This is a genomic window from Burkholderia lata, assembly GCF_902499335.1.
GTDB classification, from domain to species: domain Bacteria; phylum Pseudomonadota; class Gammaproteobacteria; order Burkholderiales; family Burkholderiaceae; genus Burkholderia; species Burkholderia lata_B.
On sequence record NZ_CABVQK010000033.1, the window covers coordinates 1 to 11,170 of the forward strand.

Below are 11,170 nucleotides of genomic sequence, written 5' to 3' on the forward strand. Positions count from 1 at the left end.
GTCGAGAAGATCGAAGCGGCAGCCGATGCCGGCAAGTCGCAGTTCGTGAGCCGTGAAGTGACGAAGCTGGACCGTCCCGAGCTCACTAGCGCGAAGATCATCGTGTCGGGCGGCCGTGGCCTCGGCAGCGGCGAGAACTTCGCGTTGGTGCTGGAGCCGCTGGCGGACAAGCTGAACGCCGCACTGGGCGCCTCTCGCGCGGCGGTCGACGCCGGCTACGTGCCGAACGACTACCAGGTCGGCCAGACCGGCAAGATCGTCGCACCGCAGCTGTACATCGCGGTCGGCATCTCGGGTGCGATTCAGCACCTGGCCGGCATGAAGGATTCGAAGGTGATCGTCGCGATCAACAAGGATCAGGAGGCGCCGATCTTCAGCGTGGCCGACTACGGCCTCGTCGGCGACCTGTTCTCGGAGATCCCTGAACTGGCGGCGCAACTGGCGTAACGGATTTTTTTGCGAGGCCTGCTTGCTGGTGATGTGCGGATCCGGGATGACGAATATGGGCGCGATGGAACGAGTTCGCTTCGATGCTGCGGTGGCGGCCAATGCTGAAGATGCGTCAATCTGGCGTTGGTTTTCTGTGCTGCTCGAGGAACGCAGAATTCGATGGCGCTACATGTTTGACAGCTGGGTCGTGAACGTCGACCGTGCCCACGTCGCAACCGAGCAGAACTTCGACGATGCGATACGTGCCGCCAAGCTGGCTGCGGAGCAACTGGGGCTCGGGGCGGCCGATGCGCACTTGTCAGGGGGGAAGTGGCGCGGAGCAACGGCAACCGGGTCGCGTCGGCAACATGCCGGCAGAAGCAGCTGAGGTGAATCGGAAAGTCGGAAGCCCGCCAAAGGTGCGGGCTTTCGAATAGGCAGGCCGACGACGATGTATGTCGAGCGGCCGCATCGCCATCCCGGGGCGACCTGTACCGCATGTCACCGGATTCACGCCCGCTCACCGGAAAATATGCGATTCATCCCGCCGCAATCCCGCGATTGTCAAACTATGTGAGGCAATCGTCAGCATTTGCAACGGAAGTAACAGTCCCCGCAAATCAATCGATTTGCGCGTCCGCGCCGCTACATTAGCCCCACCTGCCGCACGTCGCGGCGAGGCATGCGACAAGCCGCACGAAGGCGGCCCGCAGCAACAACGTCTTTGGGGAGAATGACCATGAACAAGATTCGTACGATTCTGGTGGGTGCTGCACTGACGGCGATGGCGACTTCGGCTGCGTTCGCACAGACGGCCCAGACCGGTGCCCAGGGTTCCGCAGGTGTCGGCGCGCAGGTTCAGACGCCGCTGCTCGGCGGCGGCGTGGGCCTGCAGGCCGGTGCCGGCGCGAATGCGGCAGGTTCGGGCGCGGGCAACGCCGTTGGCGGCGCGCTGAACGGCGTCGGCAAGACGGTCGGCGGCGTGGGTTCGGCAGCCGGCAACGCGGTTGGCGGTGCGACGCATGCGGTCGGTTCGGCAGCGGGCACGGCGAAGGATGCCGCCGCATCGGCCGTCCACTCGACGAAATCGCACGTGAAGCACGTCGCAGGCACGGCAAAGAGCCACGCGCAAGGCGCGGTGTCGACGGCAGGTGACGTTGCCGGCGGCGCGAAGGCGAAGGCCGGTGAGGCGCTCGAAGGCGCGACGAACTCGGTGCAGGGCGGCGCATCGGTCGGCGTGAAGGGTTCGGCGTCGGCGCAAGGCGGCGCGCTGTAAGCATCACGCTTCCCGACACGGCCCGGCCCGCTTCGATGCGGGCCGGGCCGTTTCTATTGGCGCGTGCGGCGCGGCGTTCATCACCTCCTCGATACGGGGATGCGTCGACGTTCGCCATCGATCCGGCGACGCGACGCGCGCGGGCGCCTTGCCGATGCCCGCCGGCACGGGCCCGCGACGGGCGGCGAGCGCACGCTTTGCCCCCTGCCCATTGCCCGCCCGCCATGCTTAAATAGCGGGGCTCCCGGTTGCCGGGCCGCCGCGATCGCGGCGCCGGCGGATACGGGCCAGCATGTCCGATCGACATCGTGACGACAGACGACACCAAAACGCCGTTCCGGCCAGCCCGGCGCGGCCCGATAACATTCCGAGGCATCACGTCATGACCATCCTGTTCCGTCTTCTCGCGCTCGCCTGCGCGCTCTGGCTGGCCGCCTGCGCGGCGCCGCCCCCGCCGTCCGCCAGCACCGGTGCGTCCGCCGCCGCACCGGACGCCAGCGAACGCCGCGGGCTCGGCACGGCTTGGGGCGAGTCGGTGCGATCCGAAACCCGCCAGGTCGATTTCGAACGCGCGGATCCGGCGAAGCCGACGGATCTCGCGTCGGTCTACTACAACGATGCGTTGCCCGGGCACCCGCCCGCGTCCCAGGTTCGCCGGTTGCCGACCCGCGTCGCGCTCGCCAACGGCGACATCGCGCTGTCGTTCACGGACGAAAAGGGCGCGCCGCTGCGTCTCGCGCGCAGCGACGGCCGCTGGCACATGGCGGGCGTCGAAGGTTCGCGCTACACGATCGTGCTGCGCAACCAGGGGCGCCATACGTTCGAGGTCGTGTCGAGCGTCGACGGGCTCGACGTGCTGTCGGGGCGGCCGGGCAGCTATACGAACGGCGGCTACGTGCTGTATCCGGGCCGGACGCTGACGATCGAGGGCTTCCGCAAGAGCCGCGACGAAGTCGCCGCGTTCCGCTTCGCGGCGGTACCCGACAGCTATGTCGCGAACTCGAAGTACGGCGATGCCGCGAACGTCGGCGTGATCGGCGTCGCGGTTTTCGCGCAGAAGGGGAACGACGAGGAAGCGCTGCGCCGCAACGCGAATCCGTTCCCCGGCAATGACAACGGCTATGCACCGCCGCCGGTACCGCGCGGCGAGTGATGGCACGTCGTGGATCGGCCGCGTGCGTCGTGACGAACGATGCACGCGGGGCGATCCTGAAATGGGCCTGCCCGTACGGCAGGCCGGCGCATACGATGAACTGCACGACAATCCTGCGCGATTCATGCGGACACGAATCAGCCCGACGAAATCGATTGCGTTGAAGCTGGCGGCACTGGCGTTGCTGGTCTCGAATGCCGCCGTTGCCTTCGCCGAAACGCCGGTACCTGAATCGGTGCGGCTCGCCAACGGTCACGAGATCGTATGGGCGAGTCCGAGGTTGTTCGACGTCGATGCAGCCCGCCACAAGAAATCGGCACTGATCGTGCCGGCCGCGCTCCGCCGCATATTGGCTGATGCATCGAGCGTCGCGTTCCCGTCGGACCGTTCGAAACGGATCGACGGCAACGACTATCTGCTGGTCGTCGTCAACCGATCGTCGAACAGCCGCCCGACCGGATATTGCGGCGCGGGCGAAGACGGGTCGCTGTACGTGCTGGAACTGCGCGGTGCCCGTGCCGTGCCGCGGTTCTCGCTGCCGGTTCAAAGCTGCGTCGACTCCGTTTCGCTCGAAACCGATGGTGGCGCGCAATCGCCCTACCTGGCGATCGCGTGGCACGACGACCCGGCCGGCATCGACATCCGGTGGGAATATCTCGCGCACGGCGGTGCAACGCATCGCGTCTATCGTTTCGCGAACGGCACGTTTGTCGAGGCCGAGGTTCCGCGGTAACGTGGCCGGGCTGCGGCACAATGGCCGCTCGAATTCGTATCGTGAGTTTGCCGACCATCCGGTCCGACGGAGAACATCGTGTCGCTACCCGCTTTCAGGTACCATCCCGACCCGCTCGCAACGGGCAGCGTGATTCGCTCGGATACGCGCTGCGCATGTTGCGGCGATGTACGCGGTTACGTGTACGCCGGCCCCGTGTATGCGGTCGACGAGTATGAGCAATGCATCTGCCCGTGGTGCATCGCCGACGGTGCGGCGCACGCGCGGCTCGATGCAGTCTTTACCGACACGTATGGCATCGGCGGCGGCGAATGGGACGAAGTGCCCGACGCGGTCGTCGACGAAATCGCCTGCCGCACGCCGGGCTTTCAGGGCTGGCAGCAGGAGCGGTGGTGGACGCATTGCGGCGATGGCGCGCAGTTCATCGGCCGTGCGGGCGCCGGCGAACTGACCGCGCTCGGCCCGCAGGCCGTTGCGTCGATTCGGGAATCGACCGGACTCGACGAGGGCGCCGAGTGGGAGCGCTTCTTCGCCGCGCTCGACAAGGACGGCTCGCCGACAGCGTATATGTTTCGCTGCATCCATTGCGGCGAACTCGGCGGCTACCAGGATTGCGACTGATGGCCTGGCCGGCGGTATCGCACGGCGATCGCAGGCCCCATCGTCATGAAACAGAGGAATCTTCGTGAAGTTCATCCACGCGGCAGACATACACCTTGACAGCCCGTTGCACGGCCTGAGCGCGTATCCCGACGCGCCGGCCGCGCAGTTGCGCAACGCGTCGCGCGAGGCGCTGCGGCAGCTCGTGGATCGTGCGATCGAAGAGGAAGTCGCGTTCCTCGTGATCGCCGGCGACCTGTACGACGGCGACTGGAAGGACCACAACACGGGCATCTTCTTCGGCCAGCAGATGGGGCGCTTGCGCAAGGCCGGCATCCGCGCGTTCGTCCTCGGCGGCAACCACGATGCCGAAAGCGAGATGACGAAGAAGCTGACGCTGCCCGACAACGTCACCGTGTTCGGCCACCGCAAGGCGGAAACCCACAAGCTGCCCGAATTCGACGTTGCGCTGCACGGGCAGAGCTTCAAGGACAAGGCTGTCGTCGACAATCTCGCGATCGGCTATCCGGACCCGGTGCCCGGTTACTACAACATCGGCGTGCTGCACACGGCACTCGAAGGCTATGCGGCGCACGCGAACTATGCGCCATGCACGCTGGCCGAACTCCACGCGAAAGGCTACGACTACTGGGCGCTCGGCCACGTGCACGAATTCCAGCAATGGTCGGGGCCGTCCACGGTGGTGTTTCCCGGCAACCTGCAAGGGCGCCATATCCGTGAGACGGGCCGCCGCGGCGCGGTGCTCGTGACGGTCGAGCAGGGCCGCACGCAGGTCGAGCGCCTGTATCTCGACGTGCTGCGCTGGGAAGCCGTGTCGGTCGACGCGTCCGATTGCTTGACGGTTGCCGACCTGTCGAGAAAGATCGGCCAGTCGCTGGAAGCGCTGCTGACCGTCGACGGCCACGTGCCGCGCGCGGTGCGCGTGACAGTCACGGGGCGTACGCCCGCGCATGGCCTCTTTTTCGGCCGCGCGCCGCAGTTGCGCGCGGAGGTGCTGAACCAGATCGGCATCATCGGCAACGAGCGGCTGTGGCTCGAGAAGGTCCGGCTCGCGACGTCCGCGGCCGATCATCAGCCGGGCGAAAGCGAGCAGCTAGAAGCGCTGGAGGACCTGAAGCAGATCCTGGCCGACGCCGCGCGCGATCCGGATTTCCTCGAACTGCTCGAACGCGACCTGAAGCCGTTCGTCGGCAAGGTGCGCAGCGACGTGAAGGAAGAAGTGCCGTTGTTGACGATGGCGCGCGCGGGCGAGCTCACGGCACTCGTCGAACAGGTCGGGCCGGCGTTGCTCGCGCGGCTGGCGAGGGGGGAGTAAGCGATGCGGATCAACCAGCTCGATCTGATCAAGTACGGCAAGTTCACCGAGGAGACGCTGCGGTTCCCGTCGGCCGGCGAGGATTTCCATGTGATCGTGGGGCCGAACGAGGCCGGCAAGTCGACGATCCGCACGGCCGTGTCGGAGCTGCTGTTCGGGATGAAGCTGCAGACGCCGCTCGATTTCCTGCACAGCACGCCCGAACTGCGGATCGGCGGCGTGCTCGAGAGCGGCACGGGCGAACTCGCGTTCCACCGTGCGCGCGGGCGCAGTCCGCTGCGTACGCCCGCCGACGACAAGCTGCCCGACGACTATCTGGCCGCCATCCTCGACGGCGCCACGCGTGAATTCTTCGAGCAGATGTTCGGGCTCGATCACGGGCGTCTGGTCGACGGCGGCCGGAGCATTCTCGACGCATCCGACAAGCTCGGCCAGGTGCTGTTCGAATCGGCTGCCGGCGTCGGCAGTCTCGGGCCGGTGCGGGAAGAGCTCGATGCGCGTTCGGTCGAGCTGTGGGCGCCGCGTCGCAGCGGCAGCGCGTTTGCGCTCGCCGAAACGTCGTTCAACGAAGCCGTGACCGAACTGAAGACGGTCCAGGTGCGCACGCGCGACTGGGTCGATCGGAAGGACGCGCGCGAGGCGGTCGAACAGCAGATCGAGCAGGCACGCGCGGAACAGCGCCGGCTCGAAGCGCTGCGCTCGAAGCTGGAACGCGTGCGACGGCTGGCACCGTATCTCAAGGAACTGACGGTCAAGGACGCGGCGCTGGCGGAACTGGGCGCGGTCGTCGAGTTGCCGCCCACCGCGTATGCGGATCTGCTGAAGGCGCAGGGCGATCTCGCGGCCGAACAGAAAGTGCTCGAGGAACGGCGTGCCGACCTGCTCGCGAAACGGCAGGCGCGCGATGCGATCGACGCCGATGCCGACACGCTGGCGCTCGAAGCCGACATCGAAGCGCTCGATCGGCTGCGCGGCGCGTGCATGAATCACGCGCAGGATCTGCTGCTGCTCGGTGCGGATGTCGAGCGTCACCTGTCCGCCGCATTTGCAGCGGCCGGCCAGCTCGGCTGGCCGACGGACGAAGCGTCGCTGCGTGCGTCGCTGCCGACGGCACTGTCGCTGAAGACCGTTGCAAACCTGTTGCGCGAACACGGTGCGCTGCACCAGGCGCTGGCCGGCGCGCGCGAATCGCTCGATGAACGCACGCGCGAGCTTGCGCAAGTGCAGGAACAACAGGCGCGCCTGTCGACCGTCGATGTGCCGGAAGCGCTGCGTGCGGCGCTAGCCGACGCGCAGGGCTTTCGCAACAGCGGCCAGCGCGAGCAGGCACTCGAACATGAAATCGCCGCTGCCGAACGCACGCTGTCCGGTGCACTCGATGCACTCGGCCAGTGGTGCATGCCGGTCGACACGCTGCGTGCGCTCGACGTGCCGTCGGTGGCGCGGCTCGGCGCGCTGCTGAAGGAAGACAGCGAACGCGCGAGCGCGGCCGCTGCTGCACGCGACGCGCGGGACGGCGCGCTCGAAGAACTCGAGCGCCTCGAACTGCAGGAGAAGCACTTCGCGGAGAACCACAAGGTCGTCACGACCGCCGACGTGCTGGCGGCGCGGGCGCGGCGCGACGGCGCGTGGGGCGATATCCGCAGCGGCGCGGTCGATCTCGTCACGGGCGCACCTGCGGTCGACGACGCGATTCGCCTGGCGGACGAACTCGTCGATGCGCAGCTCGGCGCGACGCAGGCGGCGGCGACGTTGCAGTCGCTGCGTCAGCAGGTTGAATCCGCGCATGCCGGTGTGGCGCGCAGGCAAGCCGCGCTGGACGAGCGCGAGCGTGAGCTCGCGGCGCATCGCGACGCATGGGTCGCGCTCGCGGCGACGGCCGCGGTGCCCGGCATGCCGCTGGCAGCGATGGGCGACTGGCTTGCGAAGCGCGATACGGTGTTCGCCGCGCAGGCCGATCTCGACAGGCAGCGCCGCGAGTTCGACACGATTCGCGCCGCACGGGCGGGTGCCGAAACCGCGTTGCGCGTGGCGCTGCGCACCGTGTCGCGAGGCGGCGAGTCGGACGGTCTGGCGGCGCTCGTCGCGATCGCCGAGACCTTCGTACAGTCGGCCGAGAAAGCGCTCGCGCAGCAGGACAGCCTCGAGGATCGCGCGCGGGAAGCCGAACGCGGATGCGCGACGGCGCAGTTGCGCGCCGGCCACGCACAGACGGCCTACGATGCGTGGCACGCGCAATGGCGCGACGCGCTGGCCGACGCCAAGCTGTCCGCGAGCGCGGCGACGCTGGCCGCGGCGGAAGGTGCGCTCGGGCTCGCCAACGCGGTGACGGCCGAACTCGCCGATGCCGACGCGCCGCGCAACCGGATTGCCGCGATCCGCGCGGAGCTGTCCGCGCTCGAGGCTGGCGCAAGGCGGCTTGCCGAAGCGCTCGCGCCGGAATGGTTGACGAGTGGCGACTGGCCGGACGTCGCGCGCCGGCTGGCGATGCGCCTCTCGGCTGCCAGGGAAATTGCGCGTGCGATCGAACGCGCCGACGAAGCTGTGCGGCAGGCCGACGGCAAGGTCGCGGACGCGGCCGCCGCGGTGGCCGGTGCCGATGCGCGCGTCCAGCCGCTGCTGCAGCTGGCCGGCGTAGCGTCGATCGATGCGGCGCTGCCGCTGGCCGAACGCTCGGATCGCCAGCGCCAGCTTCGGCAGGCGGTCGATGCCGCGCACGAGGCGCTGGTGCGCGATGGCGACGGCCTGTCCCGGTCCGCCGTCGAAGCGGAAGTCGCGGAGCAGGACATCGCCGACGTACCGGCGCACCTCGAAGCGGTGAAGCAGTCGCTCGGCGACGCCGGCAAGCGGTTGAACGAGCTTTCACAGCAGCAGGTCGTGGCCGATCAGGCGTTCGGCGCGATCGACGGCCAGGCGAACGCGGCCGTTGCCGAGTCGAAACGGCAGGAAGCGCTGGCGGCGATGGGCGATGCCGCCGAGCAGTATCTGGAGGCGGCCACGGCGAGCCGGTTGCTGAAGTGGGCGACGGATCGCTATCGCGACCAGAAGCAGGGGCCGATGCTCAGGCGCGCCGGCGAGATTTTCGCGGGGCTTACGCTGGGCGAATTCGCGCGGCTGACCGTCGATACCGAACGGACGCCGCCCGCACTGTATGCGCGGCGGACGAAAGGCACATCGGTCGAGGTCGCCGGGCTGAGCGAAGGAACGCGTGACCAGTTGTTCCTCGCGCTGCGGATTGCGGCGCTGGAGCTGCAGCTCGGCAGCCGGACCGCGCTGCCGTTCGTGGCCGACGACTTGTTCATCAACTTCGACGATGCGCGCGCGAAGGCCGGCCTCGATGCGCTGCGCGATCTGTCGACGCGAACCCAGGTGCTGTTCCTGACGCACCACGACCACCTGCTGCCGCTCGTGAGGGACGTATTCGGCGCGCGGGTCAACGTGGTCGAGCTGCAGCGCGCGCCGGTGGGGGCGTGATGCGGTGCGTGCGGGATGCCGGCGCACGGGCGGGGTCATCGCGTACAGGTAGTATGTGCTGTTCCGAAATGCCTGCGGCCGGTCCTGCCGGTCGTGGGTCTGGCCACACGAGGGGGGAATATGAAAAAGCTGGTAGCCGCCATTGCGTTCGCGGCGGACAAGCATCGCAATCAGCGGCGCAAGGATGAAGAAGCGTCGCCGTACATCAATCATCCGATCGCGCTTGCGGATGTGCTGGCCAACGAGGCCGGCGTCGAGGACGAGCGCGTGATCGTCGCGGCCGTGCTGCACGACACGGTCGAGGATACCGAGACGACCGAGCAGGAACTGCTGCGGCTGTTCGGCAAGGACGTGGCGGACATCGTGATGGAAGTCACCGACGACAAATCATTGCCGAAGGAAGAGCGCAAGCGCCTGCAGGTCGAGCATGCGGCGACCATCAGCCGTCGCGCGAAGCTCGTGAAGCTGGCCGACAAGATCTGCAATCTGCGCGACATCGCGCGGCATCCGCCCGCGGACTGGCCGCTCGAGCGCAAGCAGGCGTATTTCGACTGGGCGAAGTCGGTCGTCGATCCGATGCGCGGCGTGCACCCCGGTCTCGAGGCGATCTTCGACGCCGCGTACGACGCACGGCCGGCGGACTGAGGCACCCGTATGCGATCGGTTCGATCCATCGAATCCGCTGCGCGGCGATCGCCGGCCGTGGCGGGTGTCGATGTGGGCGGCGAAAAGAAGCAATGCGATCTCGTGATCCTGCGCGGACCGACGGTCGTCTGCCGCGAGGAGCGGATCGCGCCCGAGGCGGTGCCTGCGCTGTGTCTCGCCCATGACGTCGTGGCCGTCGGCGTCGACGCACCGAGCCTGTGGTGGACGGGCAGCGGGCGCCGGGCGGCCGAACAGGCGCTCGCGCGCGAACGGATTTCGTGCTTTCCGACGCCGTCGCGGGAGCAGGCGGTCGCGAGCACGTCAGGCTTCTTCGACTGGATGTTCATGGGGGAGCGCGTCTACCGCGCGCTCGCGGATGCCTATCCGCTGCTGACCGGCGCGCGCTATGCGGGCGGACGTACGAGCTTCGAAACCTATCCTTATGCGATTACCTGCGCGATGCTGGGCAAGGACGTTGCATCGGCGAAGCAGAAACGCAATCAGCGCCGGCAATTGCTGGAGCGACTGGGGATCGACGTGTCGACGCTGAAGTCCGTCGATGCGCGAGACGCAACCCTTTGCGCGTTGACGGCGCAATACGTCATCGACGGGAATGCGCACGCGTATGGTGATGCGGAGGGCGGATATATCCGCGTGCCGCTCGTGAGTGAGGCGATCGTTCTTGACTCACTGTAGTTGCGTCGCGCGGCCCGGGCGACGCGCGTTGCGAAAAGGTGAGCTTTTGCGGGAGGGGGGTGGCCTGCGTGACGCCGAAGGCGTCAGGCTGCGACTGCCGGCCGGCAAGCAAGCATCGGGATGGTTGGCGCACACGGCATGACGCCGGTGCGCGATGCGATCCCGAGCGGCGCTGCTCAATCCTCGAGGATGGCTTTCGGCACGCTGGCCAGATCGCAGGCTTGCGCCTGTTCGAAGTAACCTTCGGCATCGTCGATCATCACGACTGCGACGTCGATCAGCTCGTCGAGCCGTTGCAGCAGCGATTCACGCCACTCGAAGTCTTCGTCGCGCTCGGGCGTCTTGTCCAGTTGCTCGATGATCGAGTCGGCCGTCTGCAGGAAAGGAATCGCCTGCTGATAGTTTTCGATCGAGACCATCGCTGCGTTGCGCGCACCGACGAGTCGCTCGCGGTGCTCGTCCGCCAGTTCGGATTCGCCGCTGATTCGCGGCAATACATCCGAGATGCGTTGCAGAAGCGGCGGAGCCTGTTCTTCCAGGATGACGGCGCGCTCGCGCAGCGCTGCATATTCGTCGCGAAGGTCGGCGTCGTCGGGTTGAGTGGTGCTGTCCATCGTGGATATGAGTGCGTGGTTCGGTCGCGGCATGATACTCGACCACACCCGATTCCTCGCTCGTTCCGCGAACGCCTATATTGAGGGGCGCTCGATATACGTCATATCAATGGATGACGGCATCGCGTTGCAATACGTGGCCCGTCGAGCCCGAAGCCCCCGTGCGCGGCAGCGCACGGGGGCTTTTTCAAAATATTTTCACAAAGGGGCTTGC

The 11,170-nt window shown here is 67.4% G+C and carries 11 protein-coding genes; 10 read left to right on the forward strand and 1 reads right to left on the reverse strand.

Annotated elements, in window-relative coordinates:
- The 10 genes from BCO18175_RS40130 to BCO18175_RS40175 form a co-directional block, all read left to right on the forward strand.
- The coding region (locus tag BCO18175_RS40130; protein WP_217483948.1) for an electron transfer flavoprotein subunit alpha/FixB family protein at positions 1-447 on the forward strand (447 nt) is incomplete at its 5' end.
- 46 nt (positions 448-493) lie between these two features.
- Positions 494-817, forward strand: coding sequence for a hypothetical protein (locus BCO18175_RS40790; protein ID WP_254608256.1), 324 nt, complete (start codon positions 494-496; stop codon positions 815-817).
- Between the two features lie 351 nt (positions 818-1,168).
- Positions 1,169-1,705 (forward strand): hypothetical protein, encoded by a 537-nt coding sequence (locus BCO18175_RS40140; RefSeq protein ID WP_174989321.1) that lies wholly within the window; start codon positions 1,169-1,171, stop codon positions 1,703-1,705.
- Between the two features lie 382 nt (positions 1,706-2,087).
- Complete coding sequence (locus BCO18175_RS40145) at positions 2,088-2,858, forward strand: hypothetical protein (protein ID WP_174989323.1); 771 nt, start codon at positions 2,088-2,090, stop codon at positions 2,856-2,858.
- Positions 2,859-2,982: 124 nt separating this feature from the next.
- Complete coding sequence (locus BCO18175_RS40150) at positions 2,983-3,591, forward strand: hypothetical protein (RefSeq protein WP_174989325.1); 609 nt, start codon at positions 2,983-2,985, stop codon at positions 3,589-3,591.
- Between the two features lie 78 nt (positions 3,592-3,669).
- Positions 3,670-4,212 carry a CbrC family protein gene (locus BCO18175_RS40155; RefSeq protein WP_174989327.1) on the forward strand — a complete coding sequence of 181 codons (543 nt, stop codon included), beginning with the start codon at positions 3,670-3,672 and terminating at the stop codon, positions 4,210-4,212.
- A gap of 64 nt (positions 4,213-4,276) precedes the next feature.
- Positions 4,277-5,527, forward strand: a complete 1,251-nt coding sequence (locus tag BCO18175_RS40160; protein ID WP_166966395.1) for a metallophosphoesterase family protein — start codon at positions 4,277-4,279, stop codon at positions 5,525-5,527.
- A gap of 3 nt (positions 5,528-5,530) precedes the next feature.
- Positions 5,531-9,001 (forward strand): ATP-binding protein, encoded by a 3,471-nt coding sequence (locus BCO18175_RS40165; protein WP_174989329.1) that lies wholly within the window; start codon positions 5,531-5,533, stop codon positions 8,999-9,001.
- Positions 9,002-9,121: 120 nt separating this feature from the next.
- Positions 9,122-9,646, forward strand: coding sequence for an HD domain-containing protein (locus BCO18175_RS40170; protein WP_021161966.1), 525 nt, complete (start codon positions 9,122-9,124; stop codon positions 9,644-9,646).
- Positions 9,647-9,655: 9 nt separating this feature from the next.
- Positions 9,656-10,342, forward strand: a complete 687-nt coding sequence (locus BCO18175_RS40175) for a DUF429 domain-containing protein (RefSeq protein ID WP_174989331.1) — start codon at positions 9,656-9,658, stop codon at positions 10,340-10,342.
- Positions 10,343-10,518: 176 nt separating this feature from the next.
- Here BCO18175_RS40175 and BCO18175_RS40180 read toward each other — a convergent pair whose 3' ends face one another.
- Positions 10,519-10,989 carry an ATPase gene (locus tag BCO18175_RS40180; RefSeq protein WP_174989333.1) on the reverse strand — a complete coding sequence of 157 codons (471 nt, stop codon included), beginning with the start codon at positions 10,987-10,989 and terminating at the stop codon, positions 10,519-10,521.
- Positions 10,990-11,170: the final 181 nt, after the last annotated feature.

Coding starts and splice junctions, on each gene's coding strand:
- BCO18175_RS40790 (WP_254608256.1), top strand. CDS start 494: ATGACGAATATGGGCGCGATGGAACGAGTTCGCTTCGATGCTGCGGTG.
- BCO18175_RS40140 (WP_174989321.1), top strand. CDS start 1,169: ATGAACAAGATTCGTACGATTCTGGTGGGTGCTGCACTGACGGCGATG.
- BCO18175_RS40145 (WP_174989323.1), top strand. CDS start 2,088: ATGACCATCCTGTTCCGTCTTCTCGCGCTCGCCTGCGCGCTCTGGCTG.
- BCO18175_RS40150 (WP_174989325.1), top strand. CDS start 2,983: ATGCGGACACGAATCAGCCCGACGAAATCGATTGCGTTGAAGCTGGCG.
- BCO18175_RS40165 (WP_174989329.1), top strand. CDS start 5,531: ATGCGGATCAACCAGCTCGATCTGATCAAGTACGGCAAGTTCACCGAG.
- BCO18175_RS40170 (WP_021161966.1), top strand. CDS start 9,122: ATGAAAAAGCTGGTAGCCGCCATTGCGTTCGCGGCGGACAAGCATCGC.
- BCO18175_RS40175 (WP_174989331.1), top strand. CDS start 9,656: ATGCGATCGGTTCGATCCATCGAATCCGCTGCGCGGCGATCGCCGGCC.
- BCO18175_RS40180 (WP_174989333.1), bottom strand. CDS start 10,989: ATGCCGCGACCGAACCACGCACTCATATCCACGATGGACAGCACCACT.